Source organism: Streptomyces sp. NPDC090127 (genome assembly GCF_044746945.1).
Lineage (GTDB): Bacteria > Actinomycetota > Actinomycetes > Streptomycetales > Streptomycetaceae > Streptomyces.
Genome location: NZ_JBIVDE010000003.1, coordinates 816407 through 836781 on the forward strand (window position 1 = coordinate 816407; position 20375 = coordinate 836781).

17 protein-coding genes and 1 pseudogene are annotated in these 20375 nt (G+C 74.5%); 10 read left to right on the plus strand and 8 right to left on the minus strand.

Going from position 1 to position 20375, the window contains the following annotated elements:
• Window positions 1-150: 150 nt before the first annotated feature.
• Window positions 151-2019, minus strand: a complete 1869-nt coding sequence (locus ACIPPS_RS14525; RefSeq protein WP_401430905.1) for a CoA transferase — start codon at window positions 2017-2019, stop codon at window positions 151-153.
• Between the two features lie 252 nt (window positions 2020-2271).
• Between ACIPPS_RS14525 and ACIPPS_RS14530 the strand changes: the two genes are divergently transcribed.
• On the plus strand, window positions 2272-3441 hold the full coding sequence (locus ACIPPS_RS14530) for an acyl-CoA dehydrogenase family protein (RefSeq protein ID WP_401430907.1): 1170 nt from the start codon (window positions 2272-2274) through the stop codon (window positions 3439-3441).
• Here ACIPPS_RS14530 and ACIPPS_RS14535 read toward each other — a convergent pair.
• Both ACIPPS_RS14535 and ACIPPS_RS14540 read right to left on the minus strand, forming a co-directional pair.
• Window positions 3428-5017, minus strand: coding sequence for a hypothetical protein (locus ACIPPS_RS14535; RefSeq protein WP_401430909.1), 1590 nt, complete (start codon window positions 5015-5017; stop codon window positions 3428-3430). The genes ACIPPS_RS14530 and ACIPPS_RS14535 overlap by 14 nt on opposite strands.
• Window positions 5014-6228 carry an MFS transporter gene (locus ACIPPS_RS14540; RefSeq protein WP_401430911.1) on the minus strand — a complete coding sequence of 405 codons (1215 nt, stop codon included), beginning with the start codon at window positions 6226-6228 and terminating at the stop codon, window positions 5014-5016. Before ACIPPS_RS14540 ends, ACIPPS_RS14535 begins: the two co-directional genes overlap by 4 nt.
• A gap of 183 nt (window positions 6229-6411) precedes the next feature.
• On the opposite strand from ACIPPS_RS14540, the gene ACIPPS_RS14545 reads away from it, so the two are divergent.
• Both ACIPPS_RS14545 and ACIPPS_RS14550 read left to right on the plus strand, forming a co-directional pair.
• Window positions 6412-7116 carry a hypothetical protein gene (locus ACIPPS_RS14545; protein WP_401430913.1) on the plus strand — a complete coding sequence of 235 codons (705 nt, stop codon included), beginning with the start codon at window positions 6412-6414 and terminating at the stop codon, window positions 7114-7116.
• Window positions 7117-7233: 117 nt separating this feature from the next.
• Entirely contained in the window at window positions 7234-7938 is a 705-nt protein-coding gene (locus ACIPPS_RS14550) for a sigma-70 family RNA polymerase sigma factor (protein WP_401430915.1), read from the plus strand.
• 233 nt (window positions 7939-8171) lie between these two features.
• Here the strand turns inward: ACIPPS_RS14550 and ACIPPS_RS14555 are convergent, their stop codons facing one another.
• On the minus strand, window positions 8172-8870 hold the full coding sequence (locus tag ACIPPS_RS14555) for a TetR/AcrR family transcriptional regulator (RefSeq protein ID WP_401430917.1): 699 nt from the start codon (window positions 8868-8870) through the stop codon (window positions 8172-8174).
• A gap of 96 nt (window positions 8871-8966) precedes the next feature.
• Here ACIPPS_RS14555 and ACIPPS_RS14560 point away from each other — a divergent pair, with 96 nt between their 5' ends.
• From ACIPPS_RS14560 to ACIPPS_RS14590, 7 genes and pseudogenes are all read left to right on the plus strand, one after another.
• Window positions 8967-10601: an amidohydrolase gene (locus ACIPPS_RS14560; protein WP_401430919.1), complete on the plus strand. Its 1635-nt coding sequence runs from the start codon at window positions 8967-8969 to the stop codon at window positions 10599-10601.
• The gene (locus ACIPPS_RS14565) at window positions 10601-10741 is read left to right on the plus strand and encodes a hypothetical protein (RefSeq protein WP_401430921.1); all 141 of its coding nucleotides are present in this window, start codon (window positions 10601-10603) and stop codon (window positions 10739-10741) included. The genes ACIPPS_RS14560 and ACIPPS_RS14565 overlap by 1 nt, the downstream gene beginning before the upstream one ends.
• Before the next feature lie 20 nt (window positions 10742-10761).
• The gene (locus ACIPPS_RS14570; RefSeq protein ID WP_401430923.1) at window positions 10762-12393 is read left to right on the plus strand and encodes an ABC transporter substrate-binding protein; all 1632 of its coding nucleotides are present in this window, start codon (window positions 10762-10764) and stop codon (window positions 12391-12393) included.
• Window positions 12394-12425: 32 nt separating this feature from the next.
• Window positions 12426-13379: an ABC transporter permease gene (locus tag ACIPPS_RS14575; protein ID WP_401431432.1), complete on the plus strand. Its 954-nt coding sequence runs from the start codon at window positions 12426-12428 to the stop codon at window positions 13377-13379.
• A pseudogene (locus ACIPPS_RS14580) lies at window positions 13376-14259 on the plus strand (ABC transporter permease). Before ACIPPS_RS14575 ends, ACIPPS_RS14580 begins: the two are co-directional and overlap by 4 nt.
• 5 nt (window positions 14260-14264) lie before the next feature.
• Window positions 14265-15272: an ABC transporter ATP-binding protein gene (locus ACIPPS_RS14585; protein ID WP_401430925.1), complete on the plus strand. Its 1008-nt coding sequence runs from the start codon at window positions 14265-14267 to the stop codon at window positions 15270-15272.
• Entirely contained in the window at window positions 15269-16066 is a 798-nt protein-coding gene (locus ACIPPS_RS14590) for an ABC transporter ATP-binding protein (RefSeq protein ID WP_401430927.1), read from the plus strand. Before ACIPPS_RS14585 ends, ACIPPS_RS14590 begins: the two co-directional genes overlap by 4 nt.
• A 27-nt stretch (window positions 16067-16093) precedes the next feature.
• On the opposite strand, the gene ACIPPS_RS14595 is transcribed toward ACIPPS_RS14590, so the two are convergent.
• The 4 genes from ACIPPS_RS14595 to ACIPPS_RS14610 form a co-directional block, all read right to left on the minus strand.
• Window positions 16094-17323 carry a beta-ketoacyl-[acyl-carrier-protein] synthase family protein gene (locus tag ACIPPS_RS14595; protein WP_401430929.1) on the minus strand — a complete coding sequence of 410 codons (1230 nt, stop codon included), beginning with the start codon at window positions 17321-17323 and terminating at the stop codon, window positions 16094-16096.
• A gap of 82 nt (window positions 17324-17405) precedes the next feature.
• Window positions 17406-17645 (minus strand): acyl carrier protein, encoded by a 240-nt coding sequence (locus ACIPPS_RS14600; RefSeq protein WP_401430931.1) that lies wholly within the window; start codon window positions 17643-17645, stop codon window positions 17406-17408.
• Window positions 17646-17695: 50 nt separating this feature from the next.
• Window positions 17696-18718 carry a beta-ketoacyl-ACP synthase III gene (locus ACIPPS_RS14605; RefSeq protein ID WP_401430933.1) on the minus strand — a complete coding sequence of 341 codons (1023 nt, stop codon included), beginning with the start codon at window positions 18716-18718 and terminating at the stop codon, window positions 17696-17698.
• Between the two features lie 174 nt (window positions 18719-18892).
• Complete coding sequence (locus tag ACIPPS_RS14610) at window positions 18893-20278, minus strand: condensation domain-containing protein (RefSeq protein ID WP_401430935.1); 1386 nt, start codon at window positions 20276-20278, stop codon at window positions 18893-18895.
• Window positions 20279-20375 lie beyond the last annotated feature (97 nt).

A 20375-nucleotide genomic window follows, 5' to 3' on the forward strand; every position in this document is an offset into this window, starting at 1 on the left:
CACCGGCATCGGCGGCACCAGCGGCGGTGGTACCGGTGTCGGCGGCACCAGCGGCGGTGGCACCGGCGGCGGTGGCACCGGCGGCGGTGGCACCGGCGGCGGTGGCACCGGCGGCGGTGGTACAGGTGTCGGCGGTCAGGCTGTCGGTGGTCATGCGAAGCTCCAGGGGTCGGGGACGGCGGGCGCGCCGTGCGCGTCACGGCTGATCGAGCCGGCGAAGCGCGGGTCGTGGTGCAGGTCGGCGAGGTCGGTGGTGACCGCCGTCGCGGTCAGGCCGTGGCCGCGCAGCTGTCGTACGGCTTCGTCCGTGGCCAGCTCGCGCAGGTCGTACGCGGCCGCCGCCCGGCCGCACGCGTCGGCCGGGGCGACCCAGCCGTCGGCCGTCCGCAGCGGGCGGCGGAAACCGGCGGCCCTGCGCGGATCCGTCCCGGCGTCGGCCCGGCGCCGGGCGGCAGCGGTCAGCACGTCGGCGGCGCCGAGGAGCGACGAGTCCACCCGAACGCCCCCACCACCGTGGCCGCCGCGTTCGCGCGTCAGGAGCCCGGCGAGCACCGCCTCCGCGCCGAGGAGTCCGCCCAGGACGTCGAGGAGGGTCATGAGGGAGGGTGCGGGGGGTTCGCCATGCGGGCGGACGGCCTCGCCGACTCCCGTACGCGCCTGGACCATGAAGTCCGTACCCATCGGGGCGTCGGCCAGACGGTCGGCCCAGCCGCTGGTGTACGCGTACACCAGCGCCGGGTTGACGTCGGCGAAGTCCTCCGCGTCGAGGCCGAGTTCGGCGGCCTTGCCCGGCGCCCAGTTGTGCAGGAAGACGTCGGCCTCGGCGGCCATCTCCCGCAGTCGGCGCCGGTCGGCGCCCGCCTTGATGTCGATCTCGACGGCGCGCTTGCCCCGGTTGAGGGCGAGCCAGCGCGCGGAGACGCCCGAACAGGCGGGTGGCATCCCGCGTAGCGGGTCGCCGCCGGGCGGTTCGACCCGGATGACCTCGGCGCCCAGCAGGCCGAGGAGATGGGCGGCGAGCGGGGCCTGGATGCGGCGGCCCGCCTCCAGGACGGTCAGCCCGGCGAGCGGGCGGTCGGGGGTGGGAGCGAGGGTGGGAGCGAGGGTGGGAGCGAGGGTGGGAGCGAGGCCTGCGGGTGGGACGGTGCGCGTGGAACCGCCGGGTGCGGCGGTGGTGTCCGGACGCAGCGGGCCGAACACCCAAGGAGCGACGCCGTCGTCCTCCGCCGCGCGCTCGGCCAGGGTGCGCAGGGCGCAGACCTCGGCCCCGGACCCGCTCGCGGCCCGGCGTACACGCTCCCAGGAGTGGGCGCGCGTGGTCGCGTGGAGGACCGCCGGGAAGGGCGCACAGGCGGTGGCGTAACGGAACTGGAAGGGCCGCCAGCCCGCACGTAGCGCGTCGGCGGGTGCGCCGAGGGCGCGCCAGAAGGCCGCCCAGGCCCCGGGATCGAGGGTCTCCAGTTCGAAGACGACTCCGTCGGCGGACGTGAACGGCGGTCCACCCGGGGCGATGTCGGCCGCCTCGCCCTCGTCGGCCCCGGCGGCGGCGAGGTACTGGGAGACGGCGAGGAGCCCGGCCCGGTCCGCCGAGGTGCCGACCCGGGCGGGCGCCGCGCCGCCCCGGGCCTGGGCGAGCAGGGCCGCCAACATCCCCTGCACGGTGAGCACTCCGGTGGCGGTGGCTATGAAGTCGGCGGCGAGTCCCCTCGGCGAGCCGTCGCGGCGGCCGTGCACGGCCATGACGCCGGTGGCGGCCTGGACGGTGGCCTCGTCGGCGATCCCGTGCCCGCCCGGTGTGCTGCTCCAGGCCGTCGACGCCTCGACCGCCGCGAAGCCGCCACCGCTCAACCCGACGGTCGCGGAAGGCTGTTCGCCGCCGTGCGCCACGGCGGTGTGCACCGTCGCGCCGAGCAGCCGCAGGTGGCCGGCGACCACACCGGTGAGCTCCGGGGGCCCGACGGCCTCGCACCGGAGTGCGTCGAGCGGCCGGACCGTCTGTGTGGGGGCGGATGACGCCATGCCTCTCCTCTCCCGGCGCGACAGTGAGCGCGCCCGGCGGGTGGTGGGTGATGGGTGATCGGTGAGGGGCGGGGTGGTGGGTGGGGGTCTCGGGGAGGCTCGGGTGGACGGGTGCGCGGTGAACCGGTGCGCGGGAGAAGCGGCGAGCGGGAACCCGCGGGGTCCCGCTCCCGACCAGTTCCACGAAGGAGTCAGTCGGACAGCAGTTCCCACGGGTTCCCGGCGACCCGCGACCCGGAGTGGAGGAGTGACGTGCCCGATACGGCCGTGCAGGAGCGGGTGGCCGCGTTCGTACGGACGCTGGTCGTCCCGCGTGAGGGCGCGCTCGACGCCGGTGGGGCGGCCGCCTCCGCGGCCCTGAGCGAGCTGCGGGGCGAGGCGGTCGACCGGGGGTTGTGGGCGCTGCCGCTGCCCGCCGAACTGGGTGGCGGAGGACTGGGGTTGGCGGAGTACGCGGCCTACGCCGAAGGGGAGGGGGCGAGCGACCACGGCCCCGCCGCGCTGGGTTCGGCGCCGCTGCTCGACGTACGGATGCTGGCGCGGCACGGCAGCGCGGGGGTACGGGACCGGTATCTGAAGGCGCTCGTGGCCGGGGAGACGCGGACCTGTTACGCGATGACGGAGCCGGACGTGCCCGGTACGGACCCGTTCGTGACCGCGACGCGGGCCGATCGGCAGCCGGACGGGAGCTGGCGGGTGACGGGCCGGAAGTGGTTCACCTCGGGGGCGGGGAGCGCCGACCTGGTGACGGTGCTGGCCCGTACGGACGGCACGGACGGCGACCGGGACGGCCTGTCGCTGCTCCTGGTCCCGACGGCCTCGCCCGGGTTCCGCGTCGTGCGCGAACTGCCCGTGTTCGGCGCGGGCGGCCAGTGGGAGATCGAGCTGGACGGGGTCGCCGTACCCGCCGACCATCTCGTGGGCGGGCGGGGGCGGGGCCTCGCCGTCGCCGGGGAGCGGTTGCTGTGGGGGCGCACGCTGCGTTGCCTGCGGTGGCTGGGGCAGGCGCAGCGCGCGTTCGATCTGATGTGTGACCGCGCGGTGTCGCGTACGGGCTCGCGGGGGCCGCTGGCGGGTCACCAACTGGTCCAGCAGCACGTCTTCGAGGCCCTGCTCGCGCTGCGCACCACCCGGCCCCTCGTCCACGAGGCGGTGGCGCTGCTGGTGGCGGGGCGGGACGCGCGCACCGAGGTCGGCCTCGCGAAGGTCGCGGCGGCGCGGATGCTGCAGAAGGTCGCGGACGCGGCGATCCAGGTCCACGGCGCGGCGGGGCTCGGCCCGGACACCGCGCTCCCGGCGCTCTTCCGCACCGGCCGCGCGGCACGGATCCTCGACGGCCCGGACGAGCTCCACATCACGGCGGTCGCTCGCCGTGCCCTGCGCCGGCGCGGCCCCGGCACCGCCGCCGCTACACGGCCGTGAGGTCGACGAGCCCGGTGAGCGCGGCCAGCCCGAGGGCCAGGAAGAAGTCGCCCCAGACGAGTTGATGCCGGACGGCGGTCCCGCGCACCGGGTCGTAGCACCCGTCGAGGAGCCTGCCGTCGACGAGGTGCGCGGAGACCAGCCGACGGAGGACGTCCCGCGCCCGTCGCTCGTACCGGGCGGCCCGGCCGTCCCGCAGCAGCGCGAGCTTCAGCAGGGCGACCGCGGTGATCGCGGCGGCGGAGGTGTCGAGGGGCCCGTCGGGGTGCGCGGCGCGGGCGGGTGGCACGAGCGGGTCGGAGGAGCGCGGAAGCAGCATCTCCAGTGTCTCGTGGGCCTGTTGGGCGCCCATGCCCGCCGAGGGGGTCAGCAGCAGGGCGTCGGCGAGCGCGAGGAGGAGCCAGGCGCGGCCACGGGTCCAGTCGGGGGGCGGATCGTCGTACGGCTGCCAGCGGCCGGTCGTGTCGCCCTGCCAGGCCGGGCGCAGGCCGTCGGCGCCGCGGACGCAGAGGTGGAGGTGGGTACGCAGATGCGAGACGGCGGCCTCGGGGTCTTCGGTGGCGAGCAGCGGCACCATGCCGGGTACACCGTCCGCCCGGGCCAGCAGGCGCGGCCCGCCGAACGCCGCACCCCAGGGCACCAGGCCGAGGCGCGGCTCGAAGTCCCGAAGACAGGCCCGCGCCGCGCGCGCCCGGAGGGCGTGGGCGTCGGCGTACGAGGCGCGGTCGACGAAGGGGACGCGGGGGACGCCCGGGGCGCGGACGTGGCCTGGGGCGCGGTCGGCGCCCGAAGCGCGCTCACCCTCGACCACCGGAGCGTGGTCGACGCCCGAGTCGCGGACGGCGCCCGAGGCATCGTCGCCCTCGACCACCGGAGCGCGGTCGACGCCCGAGTCGCGGACGGCGCCCGAGGCATCGTCGCCCTCGACCACCGGAGCGCGGTCGGCGCCCGAGGCGCGGACGTGGCCCGGATGACGGTCGGCGCCCGAGGCGCGGACGTGGCCCGGATGACGGTCGGCGCCCGAGGCGCGGACGTGGCCCGGATGGCGGTCGGCGCCCGAGGCACCGTCGCCCTCGACCACCGGAGCGCGGTCGGCGCCCGAGGCGCGGACGTGGCCCGGATGGCGGTCGGCGCCCGAGGCACCGTCGCCCTCGGCCCTCGGATCGCGTTCGGCGCCCCCGTCGTTCACGCCGCCCCAGTCGCCGGTCGCGAGTGCGGTTCCGTACCAGAGGATGAGGCCTCGGGTCGCGGTGTCGGCGTCCGCCCAGGCGGCGAGGCGGCCGGTGCATCGCGCCGCCGCTTCCCGGTCCCGGGCGTCGCCCGTCCGTCCGGCCCTCAGCCAGAGCAGCCCGGCCCAGAAGCCGCCCGTCCAGGACCCGCGCGCGGTCGTGGTCCATCGGGCGGAGTCGGGGGCGGCGAACAGCGGGAAACGCGACCCTACTTCGGCATGGGTCAGCGGCACCCGGTCGAGCACCGCGTCGAGTGCCGGAGACGCCCATTCCGCGACGGGCTCCCCTCGGCGTGCCGCGCGTCCTTCCAGGTTCCCCTCCCCCGGCACGGCGGCGGCCCCCGTCATGGCGCCGCCTTCACCGGGCTCGGCGCTCGGTCCCTGGTCGCCCACAGGAGGGCCACCGCGCTCGCCGTCGCGAACTCCGCGGCCACCAGGAGCCAGCCCGTGCCGTAGCGGCCGCTCTCCGCGAGGAGGCCGAAGAGCGGCGGGCCCACGGCGAAGCCGGCGAAGAAGCCGGCCGCGACGAGGGCGGAGTCCTGGCCCGCCCGTCCGGGCGCGGCGCGTTGGAGGACGAGGACCATCGAGACCGCGTTGCCCGCGACCGCGAAGACGCCGACCGCCGCCGCGCCCACCCAGGCGCCGCCGACGGGCGCGATCGTGGGCGCCGCCGCGAGCAGCAGCGCCGCGCCGACCGCTCCTGCGGCCAGCAGGCCCGGGAGCCATGCGGCGCGGCCGGGGCGGGCCGCCCGCGACCAGCCGACGCGGCCGACGATCCCCGCCACGCCCAGGACCGCCACGAGCGCGGCGGCGGCGGTCGGCCCGAGGCCCAGCTCACGGGTGCCGAAGAGGGCGAGGTAGGTGTTGACGGAGGCGATCCCGCAGCCCAGGAAGAACGAGAAGACCGTCAGCCAGGCGATGAGCCCGCGCGGTACGAGCGATGGGCGGCCACCCGTCACCGGGGGCGTGGGCGGGTCCGCCGGGAGGGCGCGCCACGCCCACAGGCCGGTGAGCAGCGCCGTACCCGCGGCGGTCCATACCGCGCCCCGCCACCCCACCCCGCCCGCCAGCGCGGCCAGGGGCAATCCCGCGGCGAAGGCGCCGAGTTGGACGCCCGACTGCTTCATCCCGGTGACCGCGCCACGCCGCTCCGGCTCCACGGCCGCCAGGACGGCCTTGTTGGTCGCCGGGTTCGCCAGCGCCTGCGGCAGCCCGCCCAGGGCGACCGCGCCGAGCAGCAGCCCCGCCCCCGGCGCCGCACCGATCAGCGCGAGTGCCGCCGAGGAGACGAGGAGCAGGACGAGGAGGGAGCGGCGGGGGCCGATACGGTCCACGAGCCGTCCGCCCGACGGCGAAAGCACCGCGGCCGTTCCGAAACCGATGGTCGTCGTCAGGCCCAAGGTCGTCGCGGAGATGTCCAGTTCGTCGACCAGGCGCGGTCCGAGCGCGCCCAGCAGGAACAGCTGAAGCATCGAGAACGCCATCGCGCAGGTGAGCAACGCCGTGAGCCGGCGCCCCGCCCGCGCGTCCCGCTCCATCACGCCCCCGTCCCTCGCCATGCGCACGTGGTCGGATCAGGGGGCCCGTCAGTTCCCCGCCCGGCTTGTGACGTGCGCCACAACTCCTTTACTGAGTACGGCATCGGGAAGGTTGCGTACCTACCGGTGCCTAGCGACGGGGGGAGTGCGAGGATGACCCCCGCCATGATTCCGGACCGATGGTGTCGAGGGATACGGGCCGCGATGTTCGCGGCCGCCTGCGTGTTGCTCACCGCCACCGGCCACGTCCTGATGTCGGACGCGTCCGTGCCCTGGTGGGCGCTGGCGGCGGCGTTCGCCGCGACGGGCGGGGCGGCGTGGTGGCTCGCCGGGCGGGAACGCGGCCCTGTCGCGGTCACCGTGGCGGCGCTCGTCACCCAGAGCGCCCTGCACACCTGTTTCTCGCTGGCGCAGGCGAGTGGCGCCACGCTGGGCGACGACCACATGGCCCACGCCACCATGGGTTCGGCGACCTCCGTGGGCCACCACTCCATGGGGCCCGACCCCACGGGTGCCGCCGCCATGGGGTTCGCTCCCATGGGGCCCGACCCCACGGGTGCCGCCGCCATGGGGTTCACCCCTATGGTGTCCGACCCCATGGGGGCGGACCCCATGTCCGGTCACGTCATGGCGGACATGTCACCGGGCGGCATGCTCGCCGCCCACCTCCTGGCCGCCCTCCTGTGCGGCCTCTGGCTCGCCCACGGCGAGCGGGCCGCGTTCCGCGTCCTGCGCGCGCTCGCGGCCCTTCTCCTCGCGCCGCTCCGTCTGATCCTCCGGCTCCCCGCACCGCCCCACCGCCCCCGGATCCGCGCCCGCCGCGCGGAGCGGGCCCGCCGGCTCCGGCGGCTTCTCCTCGCCCACGTCCTCACCTCCCGGGGTCCGCCACCGGCTGCCGCTGCCCTCTGAGGCTCAGCGGCACCCGGAACCACCGGCCAGGCGCCCCACGCACCGGCCGTACGACGCACCGGCCACGCCCTCACGCGCGCCGCCGGACCCCACCATCCTCACGAAGGACCCCAGGCGATGACCCCTGCCCTGAACCCGCCGCGCACACCGCGACACTCCCCCGCCGGCGACGAGGCGGTGACCCGGCTGGCGCTGGCCGCCCGCAGCGGCGACCCGCACGCCGTGGACCGCTTCGTCCGCGCCACCCAGCGCGACGTCTGGCGGTACGTCGCGTTCCTCAGCGCCGACGCCCAGGCGGCGGACGACCTGACCCAGGACACGTTCCTGCGGGCACTGGGCGCACTCCGCCGATTCGAGGGACGCTCGTCCGCGCGGACCTGGCTGCTCGCGATCGCCCGCCGCACGGTGATCGACAGCATCCGGCACGCCGCGGCACGGCCGAGGCTCTCGGGCCGGGACGACTGGCAGACGGCGGCGGAGCTGGCCCAGCCGCGCGGCCTGCCGGGCTTCGAGGACGGCATCGCGCTCGCCGAACTCCTGGCGGCGATACCGGCCGAGCGGCGCGAGGCGTTCGTCCTCACCCAGCTGCTCGGGCTTCCGTACGCCGACGCGGCCGCCGCGATCGGCTGTCCGGTCGGCACGGTCCGCTCCCGAGTCGCCCGCGCCCGGGGCGCGTTGATCGCCCTCCTGACCGAGGAGCCCACCGCCCCCCTGGCCTCGCAGCCGCCCGCGCCGTCGCCGTCCGACGGCGCGGGCGCCCGCACCCGCGCCCGTACGAGCACGAGCACGAGCACGAACGACAGGGCGCCCCTGCCGGCCTGATCCCCCGCCGGCGACGGACCGGAGCGCGCCGAAGCGCGCCGTGAAGCCCTCGCCGAGGCCGTGAGCAGCCCACCCGGCCGCTCACGGCCTCGGCCTCGGCCTCGGCCACGGCCTCCCGATCACCCCCGCCCGTTGCCGCCCCACCAGTTCCACCAGCACCACCCGCCGCACGAGCCCCACCAGTTCCACCACCCCCACCCGCCGCACGAGCCCCACCAGCCCCACCCCGCCCCCTACCCCCGCAGGCGCGCCTCCGCCGCGTCCAGCATCAGTTCCAGGGCGAAGGGGTAGCCGCTGTCCCGCATGTCGGCGGCGAGCAGCGGGAACGTCGCCGCGACGTTCGGGTGCGTGTCCGGCGGGAGCTTCCCGTACGCGGCGAGCCACACCGCCTCGTCGGCCTCGCGCGCCGGGGCCGGCAGCGCGAGCGCCGCCGCGTCCAGGGCGGCGAAGGCGAGGGCCTGGTCCACGAAGGCGTGGTAGAGCCGGACGGCGACCGGGTCGGGGAAGCCGGCGCCGCGCAGGATGCCGAGGATCGTCTCCACCGCGGCCGTCTCGTGGGCGCGACCCGTCGTCCGGTGCGCCGCGAGCAGTGCGACCTGCGGGTTCGCCAGGTACACCGCGTGGATCCGCAGGCCCATCTCGCGCAGGTCCGCCCGCCAGTCCCCGCTGGGCCGCCAGCCTTGCTGGGCGCGCCCGACGAACTCGTCGGCCAGCGCGAGCAGCAGGTCGTCCGTGTTCCGGAAGTACCGGTAGAGGGAGCTGGGGTCGGCGCCGAGGGCGGTGCCGAGCCGCCGTACGGACAGCGCCTCCGCGCCGTGCCGGGCGACGAGCCGCAGCGCCGTCTCGATGATCAGCCGCTCCGAGAGGACGGCGCCGTGCTTGGTGGGCCTGCGGCGCCGCCGCTGCCCCTCGGGGACCACTCGCTCGACCATGCCCGGACCTTACGACAACACCATTGACATGTAAACGCACCTCCCAGTTGCATGTGCGTTCACCAGCCCCCTCCTTCTCTCCTCTCTGGAGCACCCATGACCAAGGCCGATCTGGTCTTCACCCATGGCCCCGTCCACACCGGTGACCCCGCCCGCACCCGGGCCGGCAGTCTGGCCGTCACCGGGGAGCGCATCACCGCCGTGGGCCACGACGACGTACGGGAGCTGATCGGACCGGCCACCGAGGTCGTCGACCTGCGGGGCAAGGTGCTCCTGGCGGGCTTCCAGGACGCGCACATCCACCCCGTGTTCGGCGGGACGGAGCTGGCGGAATGCGATCTGACCGGCACGGTCGGTGTCGCGGACTACCTGGCCCGGATCCGCGCGTTCGCCGACGCGCACCCGGACCGCCCGTGGATCACCGGCGGCGGCTGGTCGATGGAGAGCTTCGAGGGCGGTCTGCCCACCCGTCTGCTCCTCGACTCGGTCGTTCCCGACCGCCCGGTCTATCTCGTGAACCGCGATCACCACGGCGCCTGGGTCAACACGCGGGCCCTCGAACTCGCCGGGCTCACAAAGGAGTCGGCCGATCCCGCCGACGGCCGGATCGAGCGCGAGCCGGACGGCACCCCGGGCGGCACCCTGCAGGAGGGCGCCACCGGTCTGGTCTCACGGCTCGTCCCGCCGAGCACCGCCGCCGACCGGCTCGCCGGGCTGCTGCGGGCGCAGGAGGTGCTGCACTCGCTCGGCGTCACCGGCTGGCAGGACGCGATGCTCGGGGTGTACGGCGGTCATCCCGACCCCTCCGACGCCTATCTCGCCGCCGCCCGCGCGGGGACGCTGACCGCCCGGGTCAACGGGGCGCTGTGGTGGGACCGCGAGCGGGGCGCCGAGCAGATCGACGAACTCGTCGCACGGCGCGAGGAGTTGGCGTACGGGCGGTTCCGGGCCGGTTCCGTGAAGATCATGCAGGACGGCGTCGCGGAGAACTTCACGGCCGCTATGACCACGCCGTACCTCGACGGCTGCGGCTGTGCCACCGCCAACTCGGGCCTGAGTTTCGTCGATCCGCTCGCACTGCGCTCGTACGTGACCCGACTGGACGCCCTCGACTTCCAGGTGCACTTCCACGCGCTGGGCGACCGTGCCGTGCGCGAGGCCCTGGACGCGATCGAGGCGGCGGTCGAGACGAACGGGCGGCGCGGCAACCGGCACCACCTCGCCCACCTGCAGGTGGTCCACCCGGACGACGTGGCGCGCTTCGCCCGCCTGGGCGCCATCGCCAACATCCAGCCGCTGTGGGCCGCGCACGAACCGCAGATGGACGAGCTGACGATCCCCTTCCTCGGGCCCGAACGGGCCGCCTGGCAGTACCCGTTCGGCTCGCTCCTGCGCGCGGGTGCCACCCTCGCGGCGGGCAGCGACTGGCCCGTCTCCAGCCCCGACCCGATCGCGGGCCTGCACGTCGCGGTCAACCGGAAGGAGCCCGGCACGGCCGACGAGCGGGTCTTCCTGCCGGAGCAGCGTCTCGACCTGACCACCGCCGTCGCCGCGTACACGGCCGGTTCGGCGCATGTGAACGGACACGACGAGACGGGGACGCTCGTCCCGGGCATGCTCGCCGACCTGGTCGTCCTCGACCGCGACATCTTCACCGGGCCTCCGGAGGAGATCGCCGACGCGAGGGTGGACAGCACCTACGTCGGCGGCGCACGGGTGTACTCCGCCTGATGGCACACCGCCGCGCCGCCGGCCCCGCCGCCTCCGGCACCCCCGCCATCCCCGCCGCCCCCACCACCCGCGCCCTCCCCGCGCGGGACGCCCGCAGCACCGCTCGCTCCCTCACCCAGCGCCCGTCACTACACCCGTAAAGGGGTGGGTCTCCTTGCGCATGTCCAGAGCCACCGCGCTGCTCGTCTGTACCGTCGTCGCCACCCTCGGGGCCACCACCGCCGGCTGTTCCGGCGCGACCCGCACCGGGTCCGGCGCCGCCGCGTACACCGTCACCCCCACCTCCCCGCCGGCCAAGGGCACGCTCACCTCCCTCACCTGGGCGCTCTACGCCGAGCCGTACACCCTCGACTACGCGCTGGCGTACGACTACCCGCCCAACACCGTCCTCGCCAACGTCTGTGAGCAGCTGCTGCGGGTCACCCCCGACCTGAAGATCGAGCCCGGTCTCGCCGTGACGTACGCCAACCCCGACCCGAAGACATGGGTGTACTCGCTCCGCCCGGGCGTGACGTTCCACGACGGCACGACGATGACCGCCGACGACGTGGTCGCCTCCCTCACCCGCCACATGGATCCGGCGACCGGCTCCCCCTGGGGCTCCGCGTTCAAGAACGTCGCGTCCGTCACCGCCTCCGGACCGCTGGAGGTGACGATCCGGCTGACCAAGCCGGACGTGCTCCTGAACGAGCTGCTCGCCGCCTCCCCCGGCACCGTCGAGAGCGCCGCGTTCCTGAAGAAGGCGGGCAAGGACTACGGCGGTCCGAAGGGCAAGGTGAACTGCACCGGGCCGTACGCGCTGGCCGGCTGGGCGCAGGGCGAGAGCGTCACCCTCACCCGGTACCCGGCGTACTGGGACAAGGCGCTGGTCCCGAAGAACGACACGGTGACCTTCACCTTCATCGAGGACCCGGCGGCCCGCACCAGCGCCTTCCTCTCCGGCAGCGCCGACGGCGGCTACATGGTGCCGTCGTCCTCGATCGCGCAGCTGCGGAGCACCACGAAGGGCACGCTGTACTTCGGCCCGCACACGGCGGCCGCCGACCTCTCCGTCCTCGACTTCACGGGCCCGCTCGGCGATCTGAAGGTCCGCCGGGCCCTGTCGATGGCCCTCGACCGGAGGAACATCGTCAGGGCGGCGGCCGGCGGCGTCGGCGTTCCCGCGAAGGCCCCCACCGCGCGGGGCGCGTGGGCGCTCGTACCGGAGAGGACCGAGGCGTACTTCGCGGCGCTGCCGGAGCCGGTGTACGACGTGGCGGCCGCGAAGAAGCTCGTCGAGGAGGCAGGCGCCACCGGGCGCCGGGTCACGCTCGCGACGAGCACGCTCGCGCCGGAGATCAGCGTCGTGGCCAACGCCGTCCAGGCGGCCGGCAAGGAGATCGGGCTCGACGTCCGGCTGAGGTCCGTCGCCCCGGAGGCGTACAGCGGCATCTTCGTGGACCCCGCCGCCCGCAAGGGTCTGGACCTGGTCGTCACCAGCGGGTACGACAGCACGCCCGACCCGCTGGAGTTCTACCAGTACCTGCGCACGGGCGACTTCGGGAACTACGGCAACTGGTCGAACGCGGCCTACGACGCCGCCTTCGACCGGGCGAACGCGGAGCCCGACCCGGCCCGCCGGGCGGACCTGACCGCCGAGCTCCAGAGGATCGCCGTACGTGAACTCCCGGTCATCCCGCTCTACGAGGCGCCGTACTCGGTCTTCCTCGGCAGCCGGGTGACCGGCGCGCCCACCGGGATCGCCCAGCTGTACTACCCGTGGGCCGCGACGATCGGGGCCGCACGGTCATGACGTCCTCCCCGACGCGCTCTCGGGCGCTCCCTCTGACGCGCTATCTCGCGGGCCGCCTCCTCGGCCTGGTCGCGGTGGTGTTCGTGACCTCGGTCGTGGTCTTCGGCGCGGTGCACCTCGCCCCCGGCGACCCGGTGTCGTTCCTGCTGCACGGGCGGCCCGCGACGCCCGAAGCGGTCGCGTCGCTGCGCGCCCAGTACCACCTGGACGACCCGCTCCCGGTCCAGTACGCGAAGTGGCTCGGCGGGGTCGTGCGCGGCGACTTCGGCCGCTCCGCGCAGTTCCACCAGGACGTCGGCTCGCTGATCGGCTCGCGCCTGCCGGGTACGGGCGTCCTGATCGGGTACGCGGCGCTGCTCGTCGCCCTCCTCGGTGTGTCCGGCGGTGTGCTGGCCGCCCTGCGGCCCGGCGCGGTGGACCGGGCGGTGCTCCTGGGCACCGGAGTGGCGACGGCGACCCCGTCCTTCGTCAGCGCCATCGCGCTCGTCTCGCTCTTCTCCGTCCAGCTGGGCTGGTTCCCGGGGCCCGGTGGCACCCCGGAGGGCTTCACCGACCGGGTGCACCACCTGACGCTGCCCGCCTTCGCGCTCGCGATCACCTTCGCCGGGCTGCTCGCCCGGGTGACCCGGTCGGCGATGCTCGACGAGATGGGGCGCGAGCACGTCGAGGTGGCGCGCGCCCGGGGGGTCGCCGGCCGGGCCGTCGTCCGCCGGCACGTGCTGCGCAACGCGCTCGGCCCGATCGTCACCGTCGGCGGCACCATGCTGGCCGGCCTGCTGATCAGCACGTCGATCGTCGAGACCGCGTTCGACGTGTCGGGGGTCGGCTCGCTGCTCGTGCAGTCCGTGACCGCGAAGGACTTCGCCGTCGTCCAGGCGATCACCCTGCTCGGTGTGACGGCCTTCGTCGTCGTCAATCTCCTCGTCGACCTGCTCGTTCCGCTCGTCGACCCCCGGCTGTCGCTCCACGGGGAGGCCTCCCGATGACCACCGCTCTCTCCCCCGCGCCGCCCGGCGCGCTGCGCCGCCGGCCGGGACTGCGCGGGCTGCGCGTCCTCGGCCAGGGCCCGCTCTTCACGGCCGCCGTCGTCGTGCTGGTGGCGCTCGTCCTGGTCGCCGCCCTCGCGCCCGTCCTCGCGCCGTACGACCCCGAGGCGCTCGATCTGTCGGCGAGCCTGGTCGGCACGAGCGGTGAACATCCGCTCGGCACCGACCAGTCGGGTCGGGACATCCTGTCGCGGCTGCTGCACGGCGCCCGGACGGGGCTGCTCGGACCGCTGCTCGTGGTCGGCGTCTCGACGCTCCTCGGCACGCTCCTCGGGCTCGTCGCCGCGTGGCGCGGCGGCTGGGCCGACACCGTGCTCTCGCGCTCGATGGATCTGGTCTTCGCGCTGCCCGGGCTGCTGCTCGCGATCCTGCTCGTGGCCGTCCTCGGCTCGGGCATGACCGCGCGCCGGTGCTCGCCATGGCGGTGGCGTACACGCCGTACGTGGGGCGGCTCGTGCGGGGGATCGCCCGTCAGGAGAAGGCGCGTCCGTACATCGAGTCGTACCGGGTGCAGGGCTGGTCGGGGTGGACGATCTGTCTGCGCCATCTGCTGCCCAACATCGCCCCGACGGTCTTCGCGCAGTCCGCGATGAACTTCGGGTACGCCCTGATGGACCTGGCCGCGCTGTCGTTCCTCGGCTTCGGCGTCCAGCCGCCCACGGCCGACTGGGGCGCCATGATCAACGAGGGTCAGGGTGCGCTGCAGCAGGGCGCGATGCTGCCCGCCATGGCGCCGTCGGTCTGCGTCGTGCTGGCCGTGGTGGCGTTCGGCATCGTCGGCGAGGGGCTCGCCGACCGGATCGCGAAGCGGGAGCGGTGACGACGATGAGCGAGAAGCGCGTCGCGACGACGAGGGACACGCGGTCGTCCGTCCTGGAGATCGACGGGCTCGGGGTCCGGCTGCCGGGCGGGCGGGCGGCCCGGCCGCTGCTCGACGGGGTCACGCTCCGGGTCGCGGCCGGCGAGACCGTCGGCCTGGTCGGCGAGTCCGGGTCGGGCAAGTCGGTCGCGTGCCGCAGTGTGCTCGGCCTGCTGCCGAGCGGGGCGCGGACGACGGGTGCGGTACGGGTCGGAGGCCGGGACGTCCTGACGATGGGCCGCGCGGAGCTGAACCGGCTGCGTGCCCGGCAGGTCGCCATGATCTACCAGGATCCACGGGCCTCGGTGAACCCGCTGCGCCGCGTCGGCGACTTCCTCACCGAGGGGCTGCGGGGTACCGGAACCTCCGCGGCGGCGGCGAGCGCCCGGGCGGAGGAACTCCTCGACGCGGTCGGCATCCGTGATCCCCGGGGCGCGTTGCGCCGCTATCCGCACCAGTTCTCCGGCGGCATGCTCCAGCGGGTGGTGATCGCGGCGGCGCTCGCGGGCGAGCCGGAGCTGCTGGTCGCCGACGAGCCGACGACGGCCCTGGACGTCACCACACAGGCGGAGATCATCGCGATCCTCACCCGCCTGCAGGCCGAACGCGGCACGGGGCTGCTCTTCGTCACGCACGACCTGGAGCTGGCGTCGGCGATCTGCGACCGGGTGTACGTGATGTACGCCGGCCGGATCGTCGAGACCGCGGGCACGGACGCGCTGTTCGACCGGCCTCGCCACCCGTACACGGCGGGGCTGCTCGCCTGCACCCCCCGTATCGAGGCGGGGGCCCCTGCGCCCCGGCCCATCCCGGGCCGGCCGGTCTCCCTCGCGGAGTCCCCGCCGGGGTGCGCGTTCGCGGCGCGCTGCGCGCACGCGCTGCCGAGGTGCGTGGAGGAGACACCCGTCCTGGCGTACCAGGGCGACGAGGGCCTGGCTGCCTGCCACCGCGCAGAGGAAGGAATCGCCCTGTGAACGCACGGTCCGAGGAACTGGTGGTCGAGGGCCTGACCCGGCGCTACGGCGACCATGTGGCGGTCGACGACGTGTCGTTCACCCTCGCGCCGGGCGCCTCGCTCGGCATCGTCGGTGAGTCCGGCAGCGGCAAGACGACGACCGTGCGCATGCTGGTCGGTCTGGAGCGGCCCGACGGCGGGACGGTCCGGGTCGGCGGCCGGGACCGCTCGGCGCCGGCCCGGGGGCGCGCCGAACGCCTGGCGCGCGCCCGGGAGATCCAGATGGTCTTCCAGGATCCGTACCTCTCCCTTGACCCGCGTGTGCCGGTGGCCCGGTGCGTGGAGGAGGTGCTGCGCCTGCACCACCCCGGGGAGCCGCGGGCCAGGAAGGCCCGGGTGGCCGAACTCCTCGACCAGGTGGGGCTCGGCGACCGGGAGGCGGCGGCCCTGCCCGGCAGGCTCTCGGGCGGCCAGCGCCAGCGCGTGGCGATCGCCCGTGCCCTGGCCGCCGAACCGAGGGTGCTCGTCCTGGACGAGGCGGTGGCGGCCCTGGACGTCTCGATCCAGGCGCAGGTGCTGGAACTCCTGAACACCATCCGGCGGGAGGTGGGCATCGGCTTCCTCTTCGTCACCCACGACCTGGCGGTCGTCCGGCACGTCACGGACGAGGTGATGGTCCTGAAGGCGGGCCGCGTGGTGGAACACGCCCCGACCCCACGCCTTCTGGCCTCCCCGGCCCACCCCTACACCCGCCTCCTCCTGGGCTCCGTGCCCCGTCGCGGCTGGAGCCCGGCACCGGCCGCGCGACCCTGATGGCGACTCAGCGCCGCCGGACCGCTCTCATGTCGCGGGCCTCATGGCCAGCACGGCGTTGTGTCCGCCGAAACCGAAGGAGTTGCTGAGGGCGAGGTCGATGTCGCCGTGGCGTGCGCTGCCGCGCACGGTGTCCACCCGGATCGCGGGGTCGGGGGTGTCCAGGTTCGCGCAGGGCGGGATCACCCTGTGGGCGATGGACAGAGCGGTGAAGGCGGCCTCCACGGCTCCGGCGGCGCCGATCATGTGGCCGACGACGCCCTTGGCTGCGGTCACCGCCGGGTGATGGGGGAAGAGCTCGGCGAGCACCGCGCCCTCCACCGCGTCGTTGGCGGGCGTGCTGGTGCCGTGCGCGTTGACGTGATCGACGTCCTGCGGGCGGGCGTGGGCGTCGTCGAGCGCTGCCCGGATGGCTGCCCTGACCCCTCTGCCCTCGGGGTGGGGGGCGACGGGATGGTGGGCGTCGGACGACGCGCCGTAGCCGACGATGTGGGCGTAGCCAGGGGTGCCCCGGCGGCGTGCCCGGTCGGCGCGTTCCAGGACGAGTACGCCCGCGCCTTCGCTCATCACGAAGCCGTCCCGGTCCACGTCGAAGGGGCGCGAGGCGGCGGCCGGATCGTGGGCGCGTTTCGACAGGGCCCGCATGCGGGCGAAGGCGCTCGTGATGACGGGAGTGGTGAAGGCCTCGGTGCCACCTGCGACGACGATGTCGCACGCGCCGGAGCGCAGAAGGCAGACACCGAGTCCGACGGCCGTCGTGCCGGACGCGCACGCGGTGCTCGTGTGGAGGCTGGGCCCCTGCGCGTTGAGGGCCTGGGCGACATGGCCGACGGCCATGTTCGGCAGGTACTTCGGGAGGAACGCGGCCGTCACACCGGCCTGTCCGTGTGCGAGGTAACGCCCGGCCTCCCGGTCGTAGGCCTGGACGCCTCCGGCGGCGGACCCGAGCACGACGCCCACCCGGCCGGCGTCCCAGACGGAGCAGTCGTGCCCGGCGTCCCTGACCGCCTCCTGCGCGGCGACCAGCGCGTACCGGGCACTCAGGTCGAGCCGCCGGGTCAGGGCCGGAGCGATACCCGCCGCGGTGTCGAAGTCGGGCACCCGGCAGGAGAAGTCGATGCTCAGACCTGCCAGCCGGGGGTCCTTTCCGGCCGTCGGGGACGCGGCCAGCAGGCGCCGCCAGGAAGCCTTCGTTCCCAGCCCCGCCGGGGTGACCAGGCCGATGCCGGTGATCGCGACGGGAACGCCCCGTGTCATTGCCTCACGTCCTTTGCGCGGGCCCGTCGGGCCGCACGGGTAGGGGTGCCACGTCGGTGGGGGCACGGTGGGTCGGGCGGGGTCAGACCGTCTGCGGTTTGGAGCCGACGTAGTGCGCGAGGTCGGACAGCGTGGAGTTCTCCCTGAGTTCGTCCTCTTCCAGGGGAGTGCCGCAGTACTCCTGGAGGATGTCGGTGAGTTCGACGATCTCCAGGGAGTCCAGATCCAGTTCACCGAGGGTGGCGGTGGCCGAGACGGCTTCGGGCGCGACCTCGAACTTCTCCGTCAGCGTGCGGACGAGGAAGTCGTAGACGTGGTCCATCGGTACCTTCTTCTTGTCGACGAGGTGGACGTCGTGAGGGAAACGGGCGGTCAGGCGAGGACGGGCTCGCGGTGAACGGCTGTGGCCGTCGGCCAGGAGAGGGCGGCGGCCCCCCAGGTGAGGCCGCCGCCGAAGGCGGCCAGCAGTGTCCGGGCACCGGGACGAACCACCCCTCGCGCGGACACGTCGGCCAGCGCCAGGGGAATGGACGCCGCCGCGGTGTTGCCGACACGTCCGATGTTCCCGAAACATTTCCCGGGATCGATTCCCATGCGTTCGGCGACCGCGTCGAGAATGCGCTGGTTGGCCTGGTGACCCACGAACGCGTCCACGGACGAGGCATCCCATCGGGACCGCAGAAGAACTTCCCTCGACGAATCGACCATGTGCCGAATGGCGAGCCCGAAGACTTTCTTTCCGTTCATGCGGAAGTACTTGTCCTCGGCCGCCCCACCGTGACCGGCGACCGGTGTGCGCGCCCCGCCGCCTGCCACGGTGATCAGGTCCCCGCCGGAGCCGTCACTGCCGAGGTGGACACCGTGCAGCGCGCCCGGCTCCTCAGGGGTGCCTTCGCGCAGGAGGACCGCTCCCGCCCCGTCACCGAAGATCACCGCGGTGTTCCGGTCGTCGGGGTCGACGATCCTGCTGTACGTCTCCGCCGCGATCAGCAGGACGCGCTGCCCCGGCTGAGACCGGATCAGGGCGCCGGCCAGCGCGAGTCCGTAGACGAACCCGGAGCACACGGCGCCGATGTCGAGTGCGGGGACGTTCCCGAGCCCGAGGCGCCACGCGACGTCAGGGGCCGTGGCCGGACAGCGCCGATCCGGGGTGGTGGTGGCGAGCAGGACGAGATCAGCGGCGTTCGAACCGGCCGACTCCAGAGCCGCGAGTCCGGCGCCGACGGCCAGGTCGGAGGTGCTGGTGTGCGCATCGGCCCAGTGCCGCGCCGAGATCCCGGTGCGCCGGTGGATCCATTCGTGCGAGGTGTCCAGGCGCGTCGCCAGGTCGTCGTTCGAGACGGATCCCGGGGGAAGACACCCACCCCACCCGGCGACGACCGCGCACGTCTCCAAGCACTTCTCCTGTTCCCTTTCGACACGGACATGAGGCGTGTCCGGGCGCCACGAAACATAGCAAGAGGTGAAGAGAACCCACGGTTCTCTCCCCCAACGGGTGACATTCCTGTTTCCGCTTCTCGAATTCCCCTTCGACCCTTTCCCGGCCGCGGACAGCGTGGCGGCCGGAGGTCAGCCCGCGGCCGAGGCGACGCGGTCCCGGAGCCGCTCGGCGTACAGCCTCATCACCTTGGCCGCCTCGTTCGTGTCGGGGTAGCGGCTCGCCAGCCACAGCCCTTCGTGCGTCCGGTTGACCCACACGTACACGTGATCGCTGTACGACACCCGCACCAGGCCGTGGGCCCGCTGCTCCTGCCACCGCTCCGCGCCGGGGAAGGAACGGGTGTCGACGTAGGAGACCAGTGAGCAGAGGTCCGTCGAGCCGGGCCGGTCGCCCTCGTCGAGGAGGGCCAGCACGCGGGACAGCGGAATCCGGGCCAGCGGCCGGTTGGCCACGAGTTCACCGCGCACCTCCCGCAGCACGTCCGGGAAGCGCGGGCCGCGGCCCACCGGCACCTCGATCGGGGCGCCGCCCACGTACCAGCCCACCGAGTCGTTCCACCCCGACTTCCCGCGCGTGTGGAAGGGCACGACCGTGCGGTACACGTCCTGGTCGCCCATCTCGTGGACGAACAGCGCCGTCGCCGCCAGCACACCGGCCATGGTTCCGCCGTACGGCCTGCAGTACGCCTCGAACGCCTCGGTCCCGGCCGTGTCCGCGAGCGGCTCGCACAGCAGCCGTTGCGGGGCGGGCGGGCTGCCGGGCGTGAGCCCCAGCTCGACCGGGAAGCTCGGCAGCCGGCCGCCGCAGCGCCGGATGAACTCCTGCCAGCGGGCCACGCTGTCGTGGCCGCCGTCGACACGGTCCGCCCGGGCCCGTTCGATCTCACAGAAGTCGACGTAACTCGCCGCCGGAGCAAGCTCCTTCGGCTCCCGTCCGGCCGTGTAGAGATCGTGCAGCTCGGCCGGAACGCGGAACAGGGAGGTGGCGTCGACGTTGCTGTGGTCGAAGGCCATGTACACGCTGGCCGAGTCGTCCCGCAGCACCGCCGTGTAGATCAGGTTCGGCCAGACCAGCGCGTCGGCGACCTCGTCGAAGCGGTCCTGGAGATGCCGGACCAGTCCCTCCGCGTGCGGGAAGTCGCCGACCTCGTCGCGGCGCAGTGCCATGTCCGCCGCGTCGAGCGTGAACCGGTGCAGTTCGTCGCCCGAGTCGCCGGCCCAGCGGAATCCGCTGCGCAGCGTCTCGTGCCGCACGGTCCAGGACAGCAGCGCCTCCTGGAGGACGTCGAGATCGACCGGCCCCGGCAGGTCGAAGGCGACGCCGATCCAGGTCGGTACGAACAGGCCGTCGTCGCGCACGCTTCGGGCCCGGCGAAGGTGTGTCTCCTGGATGTACGCCGGCGGCCGGGAGTCCACCGGAAGGCCCCTCGCCGCCGCGACGGTGGCCGGACTCAGCGTCCACTCGACCAGCCGCCCCGGCCGGACCTCGCCACGCTGGATGTCAGTGATACGCACACGTTTCCCCTTGCTGGAAGTGAGCCCCTGCCGCGAAGCCCCCTCCCAGGAAGGCCGCCGGGCGCGACCTGGACACGCCCCGCCGTCCCATTGCCAC